Raw genomic sequence first — 21,816 nt, forward strand, 5'->3', positions numbered from 1 at the left:
GGGTCTCCCCATGTGAGAGTAGGGAACTGCCAGGCATCAAATAAAGCAGAAAGCTCAGTCGAAAGACTGAGCTTTTTTGCGTTTTTGTCCTCCGGCGAGGGTGCCGACATGCTTCCCCCGGTGGCGCTGCGCTTACCGGGGCTACGGATCCAACATGGAGCTACGCCCCTCCTGTGGCGCGGACAAGATATGCAGCACTGACTCAGGGAAAAATATCGCCTGAAGTCCTGCTACTGCTTCGCTAACCAGCCGACAATAAATGTCGCAATCTGCGGAATATTATTTAAATCCGACAGCGGAAGTGAGGTCGCGATCGATACATCGCTGGCCACGGCGATCGTATGATCATCCATCGTTAACTCTTCCACACGATGGCCGCTGTTTTGCCGAAAAAGCAGGATCTTAGGCACTGCTTCATGCTTGAAACCCTCGACCAAAACAAGGTCCAGTCTGCTGGCATCCATTCGACTGACCAGCCATGTGAGATCTAATTCCGGCTTCTCGGGTGTTTCGGTCATCAGCGCCCACCGCTGTTCGCTGGCGACAATGGTTTGCGCAGCGCCCGCCTTGCGCAATTCATAGCTATCTTTGCCCGGCTTATCCACGTCCATATCATGATGGGTATGCTTGATCAGACCAGGGCGTAATCCTTGAGCGCACAGCTCAGGAATGAGACGCTTTAATAATGTCGTTTTCCCTGTACCGCTCCAGGCGGCAATCGCTAATAGCGGGATCATGATGGCTCCTGCATACGTTGCAAATCCTCGAGCGTATTCACATTCATAAAAGCCGATTTTACCTCGCTGAAGCTAACCGGATGGCCGCCCATCTGGAGCATGAACACCATTACCCGGCGTTCGCCGCTGGCAAGATAGGCCTCCAGATGCGGAATAATTTGACGATGCGCCAGCGCAACGGCGGGATGATCCCGTTCGCCGTCATGGGCCCAAACCACCGGCGCAGCGCTTTTTTGCTGGATAAAGCGCTCAACTAAAAATGACGGAATGAAGGGCGTGTCGCAGGGGCAAAAAACAAACCATGGACTCGCGACCTGCTGCATCACGGCAAGCATACCGGCTAAAGGACCCGGGTACCCCGCCTGCGTATCACGAAACACCGGATATCCACTGGCTTGCCACTGCGTAAGGTGACGGTTGGCGCTAATCACTAACTCATCTACCTGCGGAGCTAATGCCTCCGCGACGTGTCGCCAGAGAGGACGTCCATTGAGCAACTGTAATCCTTTATCAATGCCGCCCATTCGCGTGGCCCTGCCGCCCGCCAGCACGACGCCGGTTATCGCCTCGCTTTGCATATGAATATCGCCTCTTTCATTGTGGGATTGACCCTGTTAACTTGTCCCTATCAAGAGTAAGGAGCATGACCATGAAATGTAAACGTCTGAATGAAGTAATTGAACTCCTCCAGCCCGCCTGGCAGAAAGAGCCTGAACTGAACCTGATGCAATTTTTGCAGAAGCTGGCGAAAGAGGCCGGCTATGATGGCGAACTGAGCGATCTTTCCGATGATATTCTGATTTATCACCTGAAGATGCGTGATTCTTCAAAAGATGCTGTCATCCCGGGTATTCAGAAGGATTATGAAGAGGACTTTAAAACCGCGCTGTTGCGCGCCCGCGGCGTAATAAAAGAGTAAAAGGTTGTAAGCGCTGCCGCGTAAAGCGCAATGAGATGATATCCTGAACTATTCGTACGATTATCGGATGTCAGGATGCACGATAAGGCTTTTACTTTTCAGACGCTTCGCCCGGATACCATTATCGATGGATTATTCGATCAGGGTATGCGGGTGGACTCCGGTCTTACCCCGCTGAACAGCTATGAGAACCGCGTTTATCAGTTCCAGGACGAAGAGCGTCATCGCTATGTGGTGAAGTTCTATCGTCCTGAGCGCTGGTCGGCAGCGCAGATCCTTGAAGAACACCAGTTTGCGCTTCAGCTTGTAGAAGATGAAGTGCCCGTTGCTGCGCCGCTGTTATTTAACGACAGTACGCTTCATCAGCATCAGGGATTTTATTTTGCCGTTTTCCCAAGCCTTGGCGGCCGACAGTTCGAGGCGGATAACCTTGATCAGATGGAGTGGGTTGGCCGTTATCTTGGGCGCCTGCACCAGACCGGGCGCAAACAGCGCTTTTCTGCGCGTCCGGAGATTGGCGTGCAGGAGTATCTGCTGGAACCGCGCCAGGTATTTGAACAGTCGACGCTTATCCCGTCAGGCCTGAAGGCCGATTTCCTGAAGGCGACCGATAAACTCATCGCTGCCGTCATGACCCAATGGCACGGCGGTGGGACTACTTTGCGCCTGCATGGTGACTGCCATGCAGGCAATATCCTCTGGCGCGATGGGCCGCTGTTTGTTGACTTAGACGATGCGCGAACCGGCCCGGCGATTCAGGATCTGTGGATGCTGCTCAACGGCGATAAGGCTGAACAGCGTATGCAGCTGGAGACCATCGTCGAGGCCTATGAGGAATTCAGCCCCTTTAACAGCGATGAAATCGCGCTTATTGAACCTTTACGCGCCATGCGACTGGTTTATTATCTGGCGTGGTTGCTCAGACGCTGGGACGATCCGGCTTTCCCGGTTAATTTCCCCTGGTTAACCGGGGAGGATTACTGGCGAGGGCAGACGTCTACTTTTCTCGAGCAGGTGAAGGTTCTACAGGAACCCCCGCTTCAGTTAACGCCAATGTATTAATGTGATATATCCAGGAGAGAGTAAATCATGAAAAAAGTTTGGCTGGCGCTGGCTGGTATGATTCTGGCTTTTAGTGCATCCGCTGCCCAGATCACCGACGGCAAGCAGTACATCACCCTTGATAAGCCGGTTGCTGGCGAGCCACAGGTGCTTGAGTTCTTTTCATTCTACTGCCCGCACTGCTATCAGTTTGAAGAAGTGCTGCATGTCTCTGACAGCGTGCGCCAGAAACTGCCAGAAGGCACCAAAATGACCAAATACCACGTCGAGTTCCTGGGGCCGCTGGGCAAGGAGCTGACGCAGGCATGGGCTGTTGCCATCGCGCTGGGCGTTGAAGATAAAATTACGGCGCCGATGTTCGAAGCGGTACAGAAAAACCAGACCGTGCAGAGCCTGGCTGACATTCGTAAAGTGTTCGTCGACGCTGGCGTGAAAGGGGAAGACTACGATGCCGCATGGAACAGCTTCGTGGTGAAATCTCTGGTCGCTCAGCAGGAGAAAGCGGCAGCCGATCTGCAGCTGCAGGGGGTACCGGCTATGTACGTCAATGGTAAGTACCAGCTGAACCCGCAGGGGATGGACACCAGCAATATGGATGTCTTCGTCGCTCAGTATGCGGATACCGTGAAGCAGCTGGTTGAGAAGAAATAAAAAAAACGCCGGTCACTGACCGGCGTTACTCTATCTGCTTTACCGTGGCGCCCCTTCTTTGTCCCGCATAATGTCAGTTAACTGACGGTCTTTCTCTTCCCACAGCCCATTCAGCCAGCGCTGGAAGCCACGCTTAAAGTTCTTATCGTTGACGTAATCGCCGTGTAGCTCTTCGCCAATCGGTACCAGATTGATACGAACCACAATGCGCGTCAGTCGGCCGCTTAACATGTCGTAAAACGGCCTTGCATTATTTTCCGGGTAGCACAGCGTAACGTTCAGCAGTTTATCGAACTGCGAACCGAGAACATTGAGCGCCATGGCAATACCTGCCGCTTTCGGTGGTAAAAGATTGTGGTAAGGGGAGCGCGTCTCGCGCTTTTTTGCGTCGGTAAAACGCGAGCCTTCCACGAAATTGACGATAGTCGTCGGATGTGAGCGGAATTTCTCACATGAACGGCGGGTGGTTTCGACATCTTTACCACGGCGTTCCGGGTGACGAATAAGATAGCTACGCGAATAGCGGCGCATAAAAGGCATATCCAGCGCCCAGCAGGCGAGACCGATGAACGGTACCCACGCCAGCTGCTGTTTAAGGAAGTACTTATTCATCGGAATATGCTTGCGGAACAGTACGCACAGCACCACGATATCTGCCCAGCTGTGGTGGTTGCTGATCAGCAGATACCAGTTCTTTTTGCTCAGGCCTTCCAGACCCTGGACGTCCCATTTTAGCCAGGGATTGAGATGCAACAGCAGCGCCAGCCCTTCGCACCAGCAGTACATCATAAAATTGCAAAAAACGGATATAGAGCGCCATACCGCTGGAATGGGGACCAGCAGTTTAATCAGCCCGGCGACGATGATCGGTACAGAGCAGATAACGGTGACTAAGATGGTTAAGGCGATACTCAGCGGAAGTGTTATCGCAGCGAGTAATCTCGACATAGTTAGTTTATTCAGAAAGTTAGGCTGACAAAGAGCGCCTTTAAGCTGCGCAAGGGGCTGATTTTACCAGAAAACGCGGCAAATGACGGGTCTTACCAGAACAGAAAAAAACAAGGATCTTCTATCCACATGGAAGATTAGGTCATCAAATTAATGCCAGGATCGTTGATCTGTTTTTAAGTGATTGATAAATAGTAATTAATACTATTTATTCATTTATTTCCCGGGGCGGATAAGCTGACGTTGTAAAACTATGCACAAAGTTATCCACAAGCTAAGTTGTCGCGCGATCGCGACGATCGTTGAATCTTTTCCGCGAAATGCGGGAAAAATTCAGGATTTCATGCCCGTCTGTGGCATCCTTTATCCATAATCTGATAAACAGGCACGGAAATTATGGTTCAGATCCCAGAAAACCCTCTCATCCTCGTTGACGGCTCCTCCTATCTTTATCGGGCGTATCATGCGTTTCCGCCGCTGACTAACAGCGCAGGGGAGCCCACCGGGGCTATGTACGGCGTACTGAATATGCTGCGCAGTTTGATTCTGCAGTATCAACCGACTCATGCCGTCGTGGTCTTTGATGCGAAAGGGAAAACCTTCCGTGATGAATTGTTCGAACATTACAAATCTCATCGCCCGCCGATGCCGGACGATCTGCGCGCGCAGATTGAGCCGTTGCATAAGATGGTGAAAGCGATGGGGCTGCCGCTGATGGCGGTCCCAGGCGTCGAAGCTGACGATGTGATTGGCACCCTGGCGCGGGAAGCGGAAAGGGCCGGACGTCCGGTGCTGATCAGTACCGGCGATAAAGACATGGCCCAGCTGGTGACGCCGGGGATCACCCTGATCAATACCATGACCAACACTATCCTCGGGCCGGATGAGGTGGTTACCAAATACGGCGTCCCGCCGGAGCTGATTATTGATTTCCTGGCGCTGATGGGCGACTCCTCGGATAACATTCCTGGCGTGCCGGGCGTGGGCGAAAAGACCGCCCAGGCGCTGCTGCAAGGCCTTGGCGGCCTCGATACGCTGTATGCGGAACCGGAGAAAATCGCTGAACTGAGCTTCCGCGGCGCGAAAACGATGGCGGCGAAGCTGGTGCAGAACAAGGAGGTGGCTTATCTCTCTTATCAGCTGGCGACCATCAAAACCGACGTCGAGCTGGAGCTCACGTGTGAAGAGCTTGAGGTGCAGCCGCCGGCTGCAGACGATCTGCTGGCGCTGTTCAGACAGTATGAGTTTAAGCGCTGGACCACCGACGTTGAAGCCGGGAAATGGCTGCAGGCGAAGGGGGGCAAACCGGCTGCGAAACCTGCAGTGCCTGCAGCAGCGGCAGAAGCCGAAGAAGAGGTTGAAGCCGCTACTGCACTTTCAGCAGAGCACTATGTCACTATCCTTGATGAGGCCACGCTGCTCACCTGGATCGATAAGCTGAAGCAGGCGCCGCTCTTTGCCTTTGATACGGAAACCGACAGCCTGGATAACATCTCCGCCAACATGGTCGGCCTTTCATTCGCTGTTGAGCCGGGCGTGGCCGCCTATGTCCCGGTAGCGCATGATTACCTTGATGCGCCGGACCAGATCCCGCGCGAGCGCGTGCTGGCGCTGCTTAAACCGCTGCTGGAGGATGAGAAGCTGCTCAAGGTTGGGCAAAATCTCAAATACGATCGCGGCATTTTGGCTAATTACGACATTGAGCTGCGCGGGATTGCGTTCGATACCATGCTGGAATCTTACATTCTCGACAGCGTGGCGGGCCGCCACGATATGGACAGTCTTTCCGACCGCTGGCTGAAGCATAAAACGATTACCTTCGAAGAGATCGCTGGCAAGGGTAAGAATCAGCTCACCTTTAACCAGATTGCGCTGGAAGAGGCTGGTCGCTACGCGGCGGAAGACGCCGACGTCACGCTTCAGTTGCATCTGAAAATGTGGCCGAAGCTGCAGCAGCATGAAGGTCCGCTGAATATCTTCCAGCACATTGAAATGCCGCTGGTGCCGGTGCTGTCTCGCGTTGAGCGCAATGGCGTTAAAATCGACCCCGCCGTGCTGCATGCGCACTCGCAGGAAATTGCCCAGCGCCTGGTTGAGCTGGAGCAGCGGGCGCATGAGATCGCCGGGGAAGCGTTTAATCTCTCCTCCACCAAACAGCTGCAAACGATCCTGTTTGAAAAACAGGGTATCAAACCGCTGAAGAAGACGCCGGGCGGCGCGCCGTCAACCTCTGAAGAGGTACTGGAAGAGCTGGCGCTCGATTACCCGTTGCCGAAGGTGATTCTGGAGTACCGTGGGCTGGCGAAGCTGAAGTCGACCTATACCGATAAGCTGCCGCTGATGATTAACCCCAAAACGGGCCGCGTGCATACCTCCTATCATCAGGCGGTTACCGCCACTGGCCGTTTGTCGTCTACCGATCCAAACCTGCAAAACATTCCGGTGCGTAACGAAGAAGGGCGCCGTATTCGCCAGGCGTTTATCGCGCCGGAAGATTACGTCATTGTCTCGGCGGACTACTCGCAAATCGAGCTGCGCATTATGGCGCACCTGTCGCGGGATAAAGGCCTGCTGACCGCCTTCGCGGAAGGGAAGGATATTCACCGGGCGACGGCGGCTGAAGTGTTTGGCTTACCGCTGGACAGCGTCAGCAGCGAACAGCGGCGCAGTGCGAAAGCTATCAACTTCGGTCTGATCTATGGCATGAGCGCCTTTGGCCTGGCCCGCCAGCTGAACATCCCGCGTAAAGAAGCGCAGAAGTACATGGATCTTTATTTCGAGCGTTATCCGGGCGTGCTGGAGTATATGGAGCGCACCCGCGCACAGGCGAAGGAGCAAGGTTATGTTGAAACGCTGGATGGCCGTCGACTCTATTTACCGGATATCAAGTCCAGCAATGGCGCTCGTCGCGCCGGTGCGGAACGTGCGGCGATTAACGCCCCGATGCAGGGGACGGCTGCGGATATCATCAAGCGGGCGATGATTGCCGTTGATGAATGGCTGCGCAGCGAGAAGCCTCGCGTGCGGATGATCATGCAGGTTCACGATGAACTGGTCTTTGAAGTGCATAAAGATGAGCTCGATGCCGTATCGAAAAAGATCCACGAACTGATGGAGAACAGCACTACGCTGGCGGTACCGTTGCTGGTGGAAGTGGGCAGCGGAGAGAACTGGGATCAAGCGCACTAAGTATACAAAGCGCAACGCGATTTTCTGTAAGTAAGCAACATAACTTATAGAGTTTTGTGAGGATCATTTGAATTTGCTATGTAAATAGTGAAAAAAAACTACAAAAAATGCTTTATCCGTGAGCGAAAGAAGAGTAGAGTTATTCGCGTAGGGTACAGAGGTAAGATGTTCTATCTTTCAGACCTTTTACTTCACGTAATCGGATTTGGCTGAATATTTTAGCCGCCCCGGTCATTTATGACCGGGGCGTTTTTTATTGCGCGAAAGAAAAGTGGCAAAGGGACAGGACACGCTTGTGCTTGATTCTGGAGAGGAACCCGGATAAGGCGCGGTACGCTCTTATCCGGCTGTTCGTGACGATTACTCGTCTACGGCGCGCTCTTCTTCCTGCGGCGGGATTTCGTTAAACCAGCTATCCAGCTTCTGTCGCAGCTTATCCACGCCAGATTTTTTCAGCGAGGAGAAGGGTTCAACCTGGACATCGCCATTGAAGGCCAGTACCGCTTCACGCACCATATTCACTTGCGCTTTACGCGCGCCGCTGGCGAGCTTGTCGGCTTTGGTCAGCAGCACCAGCACCTGAATATCGCTTTCTACCGCCCATTGGATCATCTGCTGATCGAGATCTTTAAGCGGGTGGCGAATGTCCATCAGAACCACCAGGCCCTTCAGGCACAGACGTTTTTCCAGGTATTCTCCCAGCGCGCGCTGCCACTTGATCTTCATCTCTTCCGGGACTTGCGCATAACCATAGCCGGGCAGGTCGACCAGGCGTTTGCCTTCGGCAACTTCGAACAGGTTAATCAGCTGTGTACGTCCGGGCGTTTTGGAGGTCCGCGCCAGGCTTTTCTGGTTGGTCAGCGTATTCAGTGCGCTGGATTTTCCCGCATTGGAGCGGCCGGCGAATGCCACTTCAATACCAGTATCGGCAGGAAGATGGCGGATATCTGGCGCGCTGGTGACAAAGTGCGTCAGTTGATAATTCCAGTTGGTCAAGACGGTCGTCTCCGTTAAAACAGGCTATGGCAGGGATTATACCTGAACAGCAGAAAAAGGCTGTTTTTACCGCACGCCGGTTCTGTAAGTAAAAACCCTGCACTTTGTGAGACATTGGCTATTCTTCGTATAGGACATGCCTGAGAAAAATAAGGCCAACAAATCATAACCATATGAAAGTAAATAAATTATAAAAATAGAGAAATCTGAAAGTAGATTTTTAACGGCCAGACTGGTTGTCGATTTTTGTCAACACGGTAAAGTAATACACAACGGCGAGGATGCTGAAAAGGATGAGGACTCAGGACGAGGGGTCAGGAAGCGCCAGGAGGCGAAGACCACAGGATTGTCAGGATGACACGCGTTTTGGAAACGTTTCAAAGGGAAAAGGAAGAAACAGGGACCGTTGGACGCTAAGGGAAAGACAGGGTAAGTCGTTAGCGAACAGGGAAAGAAGAGCCCGTTAAGGGTGGTCAGTGAGGAAAAAGGCGACAGAGTAATCTGTCGCCTTTTTTCTTTGCTTGCTTTCTGCTAGATTCCGCCTCAATTCTATACTGAATAATACTGTCTGAAGATTACACACCATGAAAAAACCGACATCCGCCACCCGTGGCAAATCCGGCCGCAAGTCGCGTGAAGAGTTAAATCAGGAAGCTCGCGATCGCAAACGGCAGAAGAAACATCGTGGCCACGCGGCAGGAAGTCGCGCGAACGGCGGCGATGCGGCTTCAGCGGGTAAAAAACAGCGCCAGGCGCAAGATCCGCGCGTGGGCAGCAAAAAACCAATCCCGCTGGGCGCGAGCGAAAGCAGCGCTCCAGCTCCCAAGCAGCATAAACCAAAGAGCGAGAAACCTATGCTTTCACCGCAGGCTGAGCTGGAGTTGCTGGAGAATGATGAGCGCCTGGACGCGCTGCTGGAACGTCTGGAAGAGGGCGGTACCCTGAATGCAGAAGAGCAGAGCTGGGTGGATGCCAAACTGGATCGTATTGATGAGCTGATGCAGCAGCTCGGCCTCTCTTACGATGACGAAGATGAAGAAGAGGAAGAGCGTCAGGAAGATATGATGCGTCTGCTGAAGGGTGGAAAATAACATTTGCATCCCATCGGATCCCCGGTACTGCTTATAACCCTTCTGGTTATATGTTATCTGCTGTGGTTATTCGTTAAACTACGACGGTTGTCGCGGCGTCAGAAATGGCTGCGCAACCGGCTCATGACCCGCGGTGCGGTGGGGCCGGGACGGCGTACCCGTCGGCGGCACCATCGGAAGGAGTGAGCATGTCTGAGCAGATAATCGACTGGGATCTGGCCCTGATCCAGAAATATAACTATTCCGGGCCGCGCTATACCTCGTATCCCACCGCGCTGGAGTTTTCACCACAATTCGGCGCGGCGGAATTCGATGCCGCTGTGGCCCGTTACCCACAGCGCCCCCTGTCGCTGTATGTGCATATCCCGTTTTGCCATAAGCTGTGTTATTTCTGCGGCTGCAATAAGATCGTCACCCGCCAGCAGCATAAGGCCGATCAGTATCTCGATCTCCTTGAACAGGAGATCATCCACCGCGCGCCGCTGTTTGCCAACCGTCAGGTTAAGCAACTGCACTGGGGAGGCGGCACGCCGACCTATCTCAATAAGGCGCAAATCAGTCGCCTGATGGATCTGTTGCGTACCCATTTTCATTTCAGCGCCGAAGCCGAGATCTCTATCGAGGTCGATCCGCGTGAAATCGAGCTGGATGTCCTCGATCATTTACGCGCTGAGGGTTTCAACCGCCTGAGTATGGGCGTGCAGGACTTCAATAAAGAGGTTCAGCGTCTGGTTAACCGCGAGCAGGACGAAGCGTTCATCTTTGACTTGCTTCGCCATGCGCGGGAGATTGGATTTACTTCGACCAATATCGACCTCATCTACGGCCTGCCGAAGCAAACGCCGGAGAGCTTTGCCTTCACCCTGCAAAAGGTCGCCGAGCTCAACCCTGACCGCCTGAGCGTGTTTAACTACGCGCATCTGCCCACGCTCTTTGCCGCACAGCGCAAAATTAAAGATGCCGATCTGCCCTCCGCTGAACAGAAGCTGGAGATCCTCCAGGAGACCATCGGCTCGCTGACGGCGGCGGGCTATCAGTTTATCGGCATGGACCACTTCGCGCGTCCTGATGATGAATTAGCGGTCGCGCAACGTCACGGCGTACTGCACCGCAATTTCCAGGGCTACACCACTCAGGGCGATACCGATTTGCTGGGGATGGGCGTGTCTGCGATCAGCATGATTGGCGACAGCTACGCTCAGAACCAAAAAGAGCTGAAGCAGTACTACCAGCAGGTGGCAGAGCAAGGGAACGCCCTGTGGCGCGGGATCGCGTTAACCCGTGACGACTGTTTGCGTCGCGACGTGATTAAGGCGTTGATCTGTAACTTCCGTCTGGATATTGATGCCGTCGAAGCGCAGTGGGCCGTGGATTTTCAGACTTATTTTGCCGAGGACCTGAAACTGCTGGCGCCGCTGGCGCATGACGGGCTGGTGGTGGTGGAGAGTAAGGCTATCCAGGTAACGGCGAAAGGCCGCCTGCTGATCCGCAACATCTGCATGTGCTTTGATGCCTATCTCCGGCAAAAGGCTCGGATGCAGCAGTTCTCACGGGTGATTTAATGTTTTCCCCCTCTCCCGCAGGAGAGGGGGAACAATTAGCTGAACAGCCCGACCAGCGCAGCGCACAGCACGGCAGCGACTGCCGTTTGCGGCGTGTGACTCGCAGCGGCGCCGCTCGATATCATACTCACCAGTGATTCAAACATGATGCTCTCCCCTAATGCCGGGCACGATCATACTCAACTCATCGGAACAGTAAAGTACAAAATAGCAGCACTTTGCGCTGATCGGCTATTTTTCATCACGCCGTTAAACCCTACTCCATACCCAACTCTTTTAGCTTACGCGTCAAGGTATTACGACCCCATCCCAGCAGGCGCGCAGCCTCCTGTTTATGTCCTTGAGTATGACGCAGGGCGGTTGTCAGCAGCGTGCGTTCCATTTCGGGTTGCGCTTCTGAGAGCAGGTTTTGATGACCGGAGCGCAGCGCCCGATCGGCCCACTGACCCAGCAGCGTCGCCCAGCTGTCTGGCTGCATCTGCGTCGGGCTATCAGGAATGGTGGTCTCAAACAGTTCGCTCGGCAGATCCTGCGTCAGCACCTCCTGGCCGGCGGCCATGACGGTGAGCCAGCGACAGGTGTTTTCCAGCTGGCGAACGTTGCCCGGCCACGCCAGGCGGGTCAGCGCTGTCTCCGTTTCCGGATGCAGCTGTTTGGCTTCAACACCTAGCTCGCGGGCGGCAATCTGCAGAAAATGGCGGGCCAGACGAGGAATATCTTCCCGACGCTCGCGCAGCGGCGGCAAATGCACCCGGATCACGTTCAGGCGGTGGAATAAATCTTCACGGAATTTCCCCTCCTGCACCCGCTGCTCCAGATTCTGGTGGGTGGCGGCGATGATCCGCACATCGACCTTCACCGGCGCGTAACCGCCCACGCGATAAAACTGGCCATCCGCCAGAACGCGCAGCAGGCGAGTCTGGACATCCAGCGGCATATCGCCAATTTCATCCAGGAACAGCGTACCGCCGTCAGCCTGTTCAAAGCGACCCTGACGGACGGTATTGGCGCCGGTAAAGGCCCCTTTTTCATGCCCAAACAGTTCCGATTCGATCAGGTCCTTGGGGATCGCCGCCATATTCAGCGCGATAAATGGCGCTTTTGAGCGCGGGCTATGACGATGCAGGGCATGAGCGACAAGCTCTTTACCGGTACCGGATTCGCCATTGATCAGCACGCTGATGGATGAGCGCGACAGACGGCCAATAATGCGAAAGACATCCTGCATGGCCGGCGCCTCGCCAATGATATCGGCGGTGGGGCTGCTTATCGGCGCATTTCGCGGCTGCTGCTGCTCCTGATAGTGGCTAATCGCCCGGTCGACGAGGGCGACGGCTTCATCGATATCAAAAGGTTTGGGCAGATAATCAAACGCGCCTTGTTGATAAGCGCTGACCGCGGCGTCCAGATCGGAATGCGCGGTCATTATGATGACCGGAAGCATTGGATGACGCTGCTTAATCTGTTTGAGCAGCGCCAGGCCATCCATTCCCGGCATACGGATATCTGACAGCAGTACATCCGGGGTTTTGGTGGTGAGGGCATCTAGCACCTCATTGCCGCTTTCGAACGTTGTGCAGCTCAAGCCGGCTCCGGTGAGCGCGCGTTCAAGCACCCAGCGGATGGAGCTATCGTCATCAACGATCCAGGCTATCCCTCGTTGCATAAACACCTCTACTTCCGAATAGGCAGGTATACCGAAAATTCGGTATGACCCGGCCAGCTGGTGAATTCAATTTTGCCGGAGTGCTGATCGATAAGGCTGCGGGCGATAGATAAGCCCAGGCCGGTACCGCCTTCGCGGCCGCTGACCATCGGATAAAACAACGTATCCTGGAGCTGGGGCGGAATACCCGGGCCATTATCTTCGACGTCAATACGGGCGGCGAGGCGATAACGCACCCCGTGCAGCGTCAGCTGGAAAGCGGTCCGGGTACGGAGAACAATTTCGCCCCCTTCCGGCCCCAGCGCCTGCAGCGCATTACGGACGATGTTCAGCAACACCTGTTCAATTTGATCCGGGTCGTGGGGGAGTTCCGGCAGGCTGGGGTCGTAATCACGGATCAACTTCACGTTGTCCGGCAACTCCATCGAGACCAGTTTCACTACCCGTTCGGCGACCTTGTGGATGCTTTCGGTAACGTGCATGCCCGGATGCTGTGGCCCGAGCAGGCGATCGACCAGATTTCTCAGCCGGTCGGCCTGCTCGATGATCACTTTGGTATATTCCGTTAGCGCCGGGTCGGGCAGGGCTTTGCTGAGCAGCTGTGCCGCGCCGCGCAGGCCGCCTAACGGGTTTTTAATCTCGTGCGCCAGGCCGCGGACCAGATCGCGGGCGGCGACCTGCTGCGCGTGCTGCAGCTGCTCCTGGCTCAGGCGGCGCTGGTTATCCATCGGCGCCATTTCCAGCAGAATAAAGCCTTCCGGCAGCCGCTGGGCGGTCAGCGACAGGATATGCGAGCGGCCATCGATAACCAGCGTCACTTCGTTATCGGTAAAACCCTGGCCCGCCTGCAGACTCTCCTGCATCAGCCCGATATTCAATGAGAAATAGCTCAACAGCTCAGGTAACGGGGTGCCAAACAGTTTGCGCGAACTCTGCGCCAGCAGCTGCTGGGCCGCAGGATTGGCAAAGTGCACCGCCAGGTCGTCATCGACCAGTAAGATACTGTTGATAAGAGAGTTAAGGATCTGCCCAGCATCGGGCAGTGTGCCTGTTGCCATTCGACAGTCTCCTGAAAAAGAGTGCACCAATTTAGTGCAGTATAGCTTTTTATCGGTAAAAAGCTCGCGAGATCAGCGTGTTGGTGGAGAAAAAAGCCCATCCTGAGATGGGCTGAAAGTTTCCACGGCAACAAAATATCCCGGGCATCCCGCGCCACAACACGACATACCCTGGATTTACAGCAAAATTAGACGCTGTAGTACAGTTCGAACTCAACCGGATGCGGAGTCATGCGTACGCGGTCGTTCTCTTCCAGACGCAGGGCGATGTAAGCATCGATAGCGTCATTAGTGAATACGCCGCCAGCTGTCAGGAACTCGCGGTCAGCATCCAGGGCCTGCAGGGCTTCTTCCAGAGAACCGGCAACCTGCGGGATCTCTTTCGCTTCTTCCGGCGGCAGGTCATACAGGTTTTTGTCCATTGCTTCGCCCGGATGGATTTTGTTCTTGATACCATCAAGGCCAGCCATCAGCAGCGCCGCAAAGCACAGGTACGGGTTGGCAGCCGGGTCCGGGAAGCGCACTTCGATACGACGCGCTTTCGGAGAGGTCACCACCGGAATACGGATGGAGGCAGAGCGGTTACGGGCAGAGTAAGCCAGCATAACCGGCGCTTCGTAACCCGGGACCAGACGCTTGTAGGAGTTGGTGGTCGGGTTCGCCAGGGCGTTGATGGCTTTAGCGTGTTTGATTACGCCGCCGATGTAGAACAGCGCCTGCTCAGACAGACCTGCGTATTTGTCGCCGGAGAACAGGTTGGTGCCGTTCTTCGCCAGAGACATATGGCAGTGCATGCCGGAGCCGTTATCGCCGAACATCGGTTTCGGCATAAAGGTCGCGGTTTTACCGAAGCGGTGAGCGACGTTGTGAACAACGTATTTGTAAATCTGAATTTCGTCCGCTTTTTTGGTCATGGTGTTGAAGCGAGTTGCCACTTCGTTCTGACCTGCGGTAGCCACTTCGTGGTGGTGAGCTTCAACAACCAGGCCCATCTCTTCCATGATCATACACATGGTGGAACGGATATCCTGAGAAGAGTCTACTGGCGGAACCGGGAAGTAACCCCCTTTCACGCCCGGACGGTGACCTTTGTTACCGCCTTCGTATTTGGTGGAGGAGTTCCACGCACCTTCGATGTCATCGATCGCGACATGGGAGCCGGAGATAGAGGCGCCGAAACGGATGTCGTCGAACAGGAAGAATTCTGGTTCTGGCCCAAACAGGACGGTGTCAGCGATGCCGGTGGCGCGCAGGTACTCTTCAGCGCGTTTCGCGATGGAGCGCGGGTCACGGTCATAGCCCTGCAGGGTGCCTGGCTCGAGGATATCGCAGCGGATGATCAGGGTCGGTTCTTCGTAGAACGGGTCAATGACCGCGGTGGAAGCGTCCGGCATCAGGACCATGTCAGATTCGTTGATACCTTTCCAGCCACCAATCGAGGAGCCATCAAACATTTTGCCTTCTTCGAAGAATTCGGCATTTACCTGATGAGACGGAATCGTGACGTGCTGTTCTTTACCTTTGGTATCGGTGAAGCGCAGATCGACAAACTTCACTTCGTGCTCGTTCAGCATCGTCAAAACGTGTTCAGCGGACATACTTAAACTCTCCCGGATTGGTCATTGTCGTCGTGGTAACGAAAACTTCATACTGCTTAAAAGTGGCGTTGTTGCCTTAAAAAATATAAAGCGAAATCTGTGCCAACTTTTAAATGCCCTATAAAACGCTGTATCATGCGCACCATAGTGCAAAAGGACTGCACCATGATGGAGATAATGCACCAAAATAGTGCCTCAGTGTGAACATTGAGCACCATTTTGGTGCAATTTTTGTTACGGTGCCCTTTTATCGCTCCGTGAAAGCGGTCACAAAGAAACTCTGCAATACTTGTTTGCGGAGGATGTTTGTGATCCTGTTCAGTCCTTCGCTTAATACGTGTACAATAACGCGCTATTTCTAATGCCTGAGGCAAAGTTGTGATCGAAAATCTGCGTAATATCGCCATCATCGCGCACGTTGACCATGGTAAAACTACCCTGGTTGACAAGCTGCTACAGCAATCCGGTACGTTCGACGCACGTACTGAAGCACAAGAACGTGTGATGGACTCCAACGATTTGGAGAAAGAGCGTGGGATTACCATCCTCGCGAAAAACACCGCAATCAAATGGAATGATTACCGTATCAACATCGTTGATACCCCAGGGCACGCCGACTTCGGAGGTGAAGTTGAGCGTGTTATGTCCATGGTTGACTCTGTGCTGCTGGTGGTAGATGCCTTTGATGGCCCGATGCCGCAAACGCGCTTCGTGACCAAAAAAGCTTTTGCCCACGGTCTGAAGCCGATCGTGGTCATCAACAAAGTTGACCGCCCGGGCGCGCGTCCGGACTGGGTTGTCGATCAGGTGTTCGACCTGTTCGTTAACCTCGACGCGACCGACGAACAGCTGGACTTCCCGATCGTTTACGCGTCCGCGCTGAACGGTATCGCGGGTCTGGACCACGAAGACATGGCTGAAGACATGACCCCGCTGTACCAGGCGATTGTCGATCGCGTGCCGGCGCCGGACGTTGACCTTGATGGTCCGCTGCAGATGCAGATCTCCCAGCTGGACTACAACAACTACGTTGGCGTCATCGGCATCGGCCGCATCAAACGCGGTAAAGTGAAGCCGAACCAGCAGGTCACTATCATCGATAGCGAAGGCAAAACCCGTAACGGTAAAGTCGGTAAAGTACTGACCCACCTGGGTCTTGAGCGTATCGAGAGCGACGTAGCTGAAGCTGGCGACATCATCGCGATCACCGGTCTGGGCGAGCTGAACATCTCCGACACCATCTGCGACCCGCAGAATGTCGAAGCGCTGCCGGCCCTGTCCGTCGATGAACCGACCGTTTCCATGTTCTTCAACGTCAACACCTCTCCGTTCTGCGGTAAAGAAGGTAAGTTCGTTACCTCTCGCCAGATTCTGGACCGCCTGAACAAAGAGCTGGTGCACAACGTGGCGCTGCGCGTTGAAGAAACCGAAGACGCTGATGCGTTCCGCGTTTCCGGCCGTGGTGAACTGCACCTGTCCGTTCTGATTGAAAACATGCGTCGTGAAGGTTTCGAGATGGCGGTTTCCCGTCCGAAAGTTATCTTCCGTGAAATCGACGGCCGTAAACAAGAGCCGTTCGAGAACGTGACGCTGGACGTCGAAGAGCAGCACCAGGGTTCTGTTATGCAGGCGCTGGGCGAGCGTAAAGGCGACCTGAAAAACATGAATCCGGACGGAAAAGGCCGCGTACGTCTCGACTACGTGATCCCAAGCCGCGGTCTGATCGGCTTCCGTTCAGAGTTCATGACCATGACCTCCGGTACCGGTCTGCTGTACTCCACCTTCAGCCACTACGACGACGTTCGTCCGGGCGAAGTGGGCCAGCGTAACAACGGCGTGCTGATCTCCAACGGTCAGGGTAAAGCGGTAGCGTTCGCCCTGTTCGGTCTGCAGGATCGCGGTAAGCTGTTCCTCGGTCACGGTGCGGAAGTTTACGAAGGCCAGATCATCGGTATTCACAGCCGTTCTAACGACCTGACGGTAAACTGCCTGACCGGTAAGAAACTGACCAACATGCGTGCGTCCGGTACTGACGAAGCCACGGTTCTGGTTCCGCCGGTTAAGATGACCCTGGAGCAGGCTCTGGAGTTCATCGATGACGACGAACTGGTAGAAGTCACTCCGACCTCTATCCGTATCCGTAAACGTCACCTGACTGAGAACGACCGTAAACGCGCAATGCGCGGTGCAAAAGAAGAGTAATTTATTCTTCTTGTTGTTCGTAAAACCCCGCCTCTCCGGCGGGGTTTCTTTTTTTGATTCCTGCATCACACGCCAATAGTCAAATCCTGCCTTTCCCGCTAAAGTTAATTTTCCACGGCGCGGAAGGAGACGAAAATGCTCTATATCTTTGATTTAGGTAATGTGATTGTCGACATTGACTTCAACCGGGTATTGGGGGCCTGGAGCGATTTAACCCGCATCCCGCTGGCGACGCTGAAGCAGCATTTCACCATGGGAGAGGCTTTCCATCAGCATGAGCGCGGCGAGCTCAGCGACGAAGATTTTGCCGCCGCCATGTGCCATGAAATGAATATGTCCCTCAGCTATGAGCAGTTTGCTCACGGCTGGCAGGCGGTGTTTGTCGCACTGCGTCCGGAAGTGATTGCGATCATGCAAAAACTGCGTGCCCAGGGCCATCGCGTGGTGGTGCTCTCCAATACCAATCGTCTTCACACCACGTTCTGGCCGGATGAATACCCGGAAGTGCGCGCTGCCGCCGATCGCATCTATCTGTCCCAGGAGATGGGAATGCGTAAGCCTGAAGCGCAAATTTATCAGCGAGTACTGGAAGAAGAGGGCTTTTCCGCCGCAGATACGGTCTTTTTTGATGATAACGTCGATAATATAGCAGGGGCTAACCGGTTGGGGATCACCAGTATTCTGGTGACCGGGAAGAAGACCATCCCTGACTATTTCGCGAAACAGCTATGCTAAGAACCGTTCATCAAAAATTACTCCACCATACCCGGCCGCTGCTGGCGTGGCTTAAGCTGCTGTGGCGGCGTATTGATGAAGACCATATGACCACCCTGGCGGGGAACCTCGCCTATGTGTCATTACTGTCCCTGGTGCCGCTGATTGCCGTCGTGTTCGCGCTGTTTGCGGCCTTCCCCATGTTCTCCGAAGTCAGCGTGCAGATCCGCCATTTTATCTTCGCCAATTTTATTCCGGCGACCGGGGATGTGATCCAGGGATATATCGAGCAGTTCGTCGCCAATTCCAGCCGCATGACCGCCGTAGGCGCCTTTGGCCTGATCGTGACCTCGCTGCTGCTGATGTACTCGATCGACAGCGCGCTAAACACCATCTGGCGCAGCACGCGCAGCCGGCCCAAAGTTTACTCCTTTGCCGTCTACTGGATGATCCTGACCCTTGGTCCGCTGCTGGCGGGCGCCAGCCTGGCGATCAGTTCCTATCTGCTGTCGCTGCGCTGGGCAAGCGACCTGGACGGCGTAATTGATAATCTGCTCCGCCTTTTCCCGCTGATCCTCTCCTGGGCAGCATTCTGGCTGCTCTACAGTATTGTACCCACCACCCAGGTGCGTAACCGCGACGCGGTGATCGGGGCGCTGGTGGCGGCGCTGCTGTTCGAGGCAGGTAAAAAAGCGTTTGCCCTCTATATCACCACCTTTCCGTCCTATCAGCTCATTTATGGCGTGATTTCGGTGGTGCCGATTTTGTTCGTCTGGGTGTACTGGACCTGGTGTATCGTCTTGCTTGGCGCTGAAATTACTGTCACTCTCGGTGAATACCGCAAACTTAAAACAGAAGAAACAGAACAACCATGATTGCATTAATTCAACGCGTATCCCGTGCAAGCGTTACCGTGGCGGACGAAGTGATGGGCGAAATTGGCCCAGGGCTTCTGGTGCTGCTGGGGGTCGAAAAAGACGATGATGAACAAAAAGCGAATCGCCTCTGCGAGCGCGTGCTGGGCTACCGCATCTTCAGCGATGCGGAGGGGAAAATGAACCTGAATGTTCAGCAGGCGGGCGGCAGCGTGCTGGTGGTTTCGCAATTTACGCTGGCGGCCGATACCGAGCGGGGGATGCGGCCGAGCTTCTCGAAAGGTGCTGCTCCGGACCGCGCTGAGGCGCTGTATGAGTATTTTGTCGCCCGCTGTCGCCAGCAGGAAATGAACACCCAGACCGGAAGATTCGCTGCGGATATGCAGGTTTCTTTGGTCAATGATGGTCCCGTGACCTTTTGGTTGCAGGTATGACCCAGCTTCCGGGCAGGCTGCGGGTAACAAAAGAGAGTACGACTATGTATCACCTTCGTGTACCGCAAACAGCAGAAGAGTTAGAGAGCTACTATCAGTTCCGTTGGGAAATGCTGCGTAAGCCGCTGCATCAGCCTAAGGGTTCGGAACGTGACGCCTGGGATGCGATGGCGCATCATCAGATGGTGGTGGATGAAGAGGGCAACCTGGTGGCCGTCGGCCGGCTATATATCAATGCGGAGAATGAAGCTTCCATTCGCTTTATGGCCGTTCATCCCTCGGTGCAGGATAAAGGGCTGGGTACGCTGATGGCGATGACCCTCGAGTCCGTCGCGCGTCAGGAAGGGGTTAAGCGGGTCACCTGTAGCGCTCGCGAAGATGCGGTGGAGTTTTTCGCCAAGCTCGGCTTTGTCAATCAGGGGGAGATTACTACCCCGACCACCACGCCGATCCGTCATTTCCTGATGATTAAACCGGTCGCGTCGCTGGACGATATTCTCCACCGCGGCGACTGGTGCGCGCAGCTACAGCAGGCGTGGTATCAGCATATCCCGCTGAGTGAAAAGATGGGCGTGCGCATTCAGCAGTACACCGGGCAGAAATTTATTACTACCATGCCGGAAGCGGGGAATCAGAATCCGCACCACACGCTGTTTGCCGGCAGCTTGTTCTCGCTCGCCACCTTAACCGGATGGGGGCTTATCTGGCTGATGCTGCGCGAGCGGCATCTGGGGGGTACCATCATTCTGGCGGATGCGCACATCCGCTACAGTCAGCCCATTAGCGGCCGCCCCAGCGCCATTGCCGACCTCGGTTCTCTGAGCGGCGATCTTGACCGTCTGGCGCGTGGGCGTAAAGCCCGCGTGCAAATGCAGGTGGAGCTTTTTGGCGACGATAAACAGGGCGCCGTATTCGAGGGGATCTACATCGTGCTGCCGGCGAAGCCCTTTGGTTCTTACGAAGAGGGCGGCAACGAGGAAGAGTAGCCCCGGGCGGTTATCGTCCTGGCGATGCTACGCGCCAGGCGATATCCCGCATGGCCTCTCGCGCGGCGCGGCTGATCCCCCCCAGCTGAAAGAAGCCGTGGATCACCCCCAGATAGCGCTGACAGGAACTCTCCGCCCCTTGCGCCATCAGCCTTCGATGCAGCGCTTCGCCCTCGTCGCGTAAAGGATCGAACTCCGCCGTCAGAATATGCACCGGCGGCAGACCGTGAAAATCGTCGCGCCAGAGCGGACTGGCATCCGGATGGTTCGCCGGCGTCGAGGCGAGGTACATTTCATAGCCGCTCAGCAGCGTGTCCCGGATAATCACATAGTCAGCGCCGTTGCTGACGTAGCTCGCCATGCTGGCGGTGGGGTCAAGCATGGGATAAATCAGAATCAGTTGCGCGGGTTGCCACGCCGTATTCGCTTTCAGGCGCAGGGCCGTTACCAGAGCGAGGTGCCCGCCGGCGCTGTCGCCAGCCAGGGTGATGCGTGATGCGTCAACGCCAAGCTGCTCCGCGTGTCGGTGGATAATCATGACACCTTGTTCTGCGTCATCGTGCGCTGCCGGAAAGGTATGCTCCGGCGCCAGGCGGTACTGCACGGCGATCACCCGGCAGCCGCTGAACCAGGCTAGCTGACGGAGCTGATTGTCGTGGGTGGCAAAGCCGCCGCTGACAAAACAGCCGCCGTGGTAGTAGATAAGTGTCGGCAACAAGCCGTTGGCGGTGGGCGGTGAAACGATGCGGAAGTTCATCCCCTCCAGCGTGATATCCTCCACCCGCACTCTCGTTTCCATCTCCCCGGCGAGCACCGCGCTGGCGATATAGCCGGCTCTCCGATCATCAATATGTTGATCGCGTGATGACGGACGCTCTGCCGCAATAAACGCCTCAACCAGCGAAGCAATTCCTTTTTCCAGCGCCATGTGAAGTTCCTTATACTGTTTTAATATCCAGTGTTATAGCCTGGATTGTGGCGAAAAGACAGACTTGATGAGATCGCCTTTACGTTCTGGAAAGCGGCTCGCAAAAATGCGTGTACGCCGGCCGAGGTGCTGGATACTGCGGTTTGGGACTTGTAATGTGTGACTGGTAGCTGTACGAGCCTGATTCGATTACTGTAAGC

Annotated in this window: 21 protein-coding genes; 12 read left to right on the top strand and 9 right to left on the bottom strand. The window is 54.9% G+C overall.

Translation table 11 applies throughout. The annotated features are described in order from the left end of the window. Positions 1–230: 230 nt before the first annotated feature. Entirely contained in the window at positions 231–737 is a 507-nt protein-coding gene (gene mobB / locus L2I46_RS19295) for a molybdopterin-guanine dinucleotide biosynthesis protein MobB (RefSeq protein ID WP_236948150.1), read from the bottom strand. Next, positions 734–1,315: a molybdenum cofactor guanylyltransferase MobA gene (mobA, locus tag L2I46_RS19300; RefSeq protein ID WP_236948151.1), complete on the bottom strand. Its 582-nt coding sequence runs from the start codon at positions 1,313–1,315 to the stop codon at positions 734–736. The genes mobB and mobA overlap by 4 nt, the downstream gene beginning before the upstream one ends. Positions 1,316–1,386: 71 nt before the next feature. Between mobA and L2I46_RS19305 the strand changes: the two genes are divergently transcribed. From L2I46_RS19305 to dsbA, 3 genes are all read left to right on the top strand, one after another. Further along, positions 1,387–1,656 (top strand): YihD family protein, encoded by a 270-nt coding sequence (locus tag L2I46_RS19305; RefSeq protein WP_002882612.1) that lies wholly within the window; start codon positions 1,387–1,389, stop codon positions 1,654–1,656. Between the two features lie 75 nt (positions 1,657–1,731). Next, positions 1,732–2,718 (top strand): serine/threonine protein kinase, encoded by a 987-nt coding sequence (locus L2I46_RS19310; RefSeq protein WP_236948152.1) that lies wholly within the window; start codon positions 1,732–1,734, stop codon positions 2,716–2,718. A gap of 27 nt (positions 2,719–2,745) precedes the next feature. Beyond that, positions 2,746–3,369 carry a thiol:disulfide interchange protein DsbA gene (dsbA, locus tag L2I46_RS19315; RefSeq protein WP_004203613.1) on the top strand — a complete coding sequence of 208 codons (624 nt, stop codon included), beginning with the start codon at positions 2,746–2,748 and terminating at the stop codon, positions 3,367–3,369. A 39-nt stretch (positions 3,370–3,408) separates the two neighbouring features. Here the strand turns inward: dsbA and L2I46_RS19320 are convergent, their stop codons facing one another. Next, the gene (locus tag L2I46_RS19320) at positions 3,409–4,317 is read right to left on the bottom strand and encodes an acyltransferase (protein ID WP_032454450.1); all 909 of its coding nucleotides are present in this window, start codon (positions 4,315–4,317) and stop codon (positions 3,409–3,411) included. Positions 4,318–4,713: 396 nt separating this feature from the next. On the opposite strand from L2I46_RS19320, the gene polA reads away from it, so the two are divergent. Then, a complete protein-coding gene (gene polA / locus L2I46_RS19325; protein WP_085551812.1) occupies positions 4,714–7,506 on the top strand; it encodes a DNA polymerase I in 2,793 nt (930 codons plus the stop codon). Positions 7,507–7,671: 165 nt separating this feature from the next. Then, positions 7,672–7,719, top strand: a complete 48-nt coding sequence (locus L2I46_RS29800) for a spot 42 RNA, inhibition of DNA synthesis (RefSeq protein WP_071892919.1) — start codon at positions 7,672–7,674, stop codon at positions 7,717–7,719. Between the two features lie 147 nt (positions 7,720–7,866). Here the strand turns inward: L2I46_RS29800 and yihA are convergent, their stop codons facing one another. Continuing rightward, a complete protein-coding gene (gene yihA, locus L2I46_RS19330; RefSeq protein WP_048296381.1) occupies positions 7,867–8,502 on the bottom strand; it encodes a ribosome biogenesis GTP-binding protein YihA/YsxC in 636 nt (211 codons plus the stop codon). A gap of 584 nt (positions 8,503–9,086) precedes the next feature. Between yihA and yihI the strand changes: the two genes are divergently transcribed. Beyond that, complete coding sequence (gene yihI, locus L2I46_RS19335) at positions 9,087–9,593, top strand: Der GTPase-activating protein YihI (RefSeq protein ID WP_085551814.1); 507 nt, start codon at positions 9,087–9,089, stop codon at positions 9,591–9,593. Positions 9,594–9,781: 188 nt separating this feature from the next. After that, positions 9,782–11,155, top strand: coding sequence for an oxygen-independent coproporphyrinogen III oxidase (hemN, locus tag L2I46_RS19340; RefSeq protein ID WP_050534191.1), 1,374 nt, complete (start codon positions 9,782–9,784; stop codon positions 11,153–11,155). A gap of 35 nt (positions 11,156–11,190) precedes the next feature. On the opposite strand, the gene L2I46_RS19345 is transcribed toward hemN, so the two are convergent. The 4 genes from L2I46_RS19345 to glnA form a co-directional block, all read right to left on the bottom strand. Next, positions 11,191–11,301 carry a YshB family small membrane protein gene (locus tag L2I46_RS19345; RefSeq protein ID WP_004152951.1) on the bottom strand — a complete coding sequence of 37 codons (111 nt, stop codon included), beginning with the start codon at positions 11,299–11,301 and terminating at the stop codon, positions 11,191–11,193. A 110-nt stretch (positions 11,302–11,411) separates the two neighbouring features. Further along, positions 11,412–12,821 carry a nitrogen regulation protein NR(I) gene (glnG, locus tag L2I46_RS19350; protein ID WP_002882749.1) on the bottom strand — a complete coding sequence of 470 codons (1,410 nt, stop codon included), beginning with the start codon at positions 12,819–12,821 and terminating at the stop codon, positions 11,412–11,414. An 8-nt stretch (positions 12,822–12,829) separates the two neighbouring features. Next, positions 12,830–13,879, bottom strand: coding sequence for a nitrogen regulation protein NR(II) (gene glnL, locus L2I46_RS19355; protein ID WP_004203621.1), 1,050 nt, complete (start codon positions 13,877–13,879; stop codon positions 12,830–12,832). 188 nt (positions 13,880–14,067) lie between these two features. Then, positions 14,068–15,477 carry a glutamate--ammonia ligase gene (glnA, locus tag L2I46_RS19360; RefSeq protein ID WP_004203622.1) on the bottom strand — a complete coding sequence of 470 codons (1,410 nt, stop codon included), beginning with the start codon at positions 15,475–15,477 and terminating at the stop codon, positions 14,068–14,070. Between the two features lie 378 nt (positions 15,478–15,855). Between glnA and typA the strand changes: the two genes are divergently transcribed. From typA to fabY, 5 genes are all read left to right on the top strand, one after another. Further along, positions 15,856–17,679 carry a ribosome-dependent GTPase TypA gene (gene typA, locus L2I46_RS19365; protein ID WP_023291496.1) on the top strand — a complete coding sequence of 608 codons (1,824 nt, stop codon included), beginning with the start codon at positions 15,856–15,858 and terminating at the stop codon, positions 17,677–17,679. Between the two features lie 135 nt (positions 17,680–17,814). Then, on the top strand, positions 17,815–18,414 hold the full coding sequence (yihX, locus tag L2I46_RS19370) for a glucose-1-phosphatase (RefSeq protein WP_017899838.1): 600 nt from the start codon (positions 17,815–17,817) through the stop codon (positions 18,412–18,414). Then, complete coding sequence (locus L2I46_RS19375; RefSeq protein ID WP_004203625.1) at positions 18,408–19,268, top strand: virulence factor BrkB family protein; 861 nt, start codon at positions 18,408–18,410, stop codon at positions 19,266–19,268. The genes yihX and L2I46_RS19375 overlap by 7 nt, the downstream gene beginning before the upstream one ends. Then, complete coding sequence (gene dtd / locus L2I46_RS19380) at positions 19,265–19,702, top strand: D-aminoacyl-tRNA deacylase (RefSeq protein ID WP_060657109.1); 438 nt, start codon at positions 19,265–19,267, stop codon at positions 19,700–19,702. The genes L2I46_RS19375 and dtd overlap by 4 nt, the downstream gene beginning before the upstream one ends. A gap of 44 nt (positions 19,703–19,746) precedes the next feature. After that, the gene (gene fabY / locus L2I46_RS19385; protein WP_004178031.1) at positions 19,747–20,688 is read left to right on the top strand and encodes a fatty acid biosynthesis protein FabY; all 942 of its coding nucleotides are present in this window, start codon (positions 19,747–19,749) and stop codon (positions 20,686–20,688) included. 10 nt (positions 20,689–20,698) lie between these two features. Here the strand turns inward: fabY and L2I46_RS19390 are convergent, their stop codons facing one another. After that, positions 20,699–21,616: an alpha/beta hydrolase gene (locus L2I46_RS19390; RefSeq protein WP_236948153.1), complete on the bottom strand. Its 918-nt coding sequence runs from the start codon at positions 21,614–21,616 to the stop codon at positions 20,699–20,701. Positions 21,617–21,816 lie beyond the last annotated feature (200 nt).

Source organism: Klebsiella sp. 2019SCSN059 (assembly GCF_021739525.1).
Taxonomy (GTDB): Bacteria; Pseudomonadota; Gammaproteobacteria; order Enterobacterales; family Enterobacteriaceae; genus Klebsiella; species Klebsiella quasipneumoniae.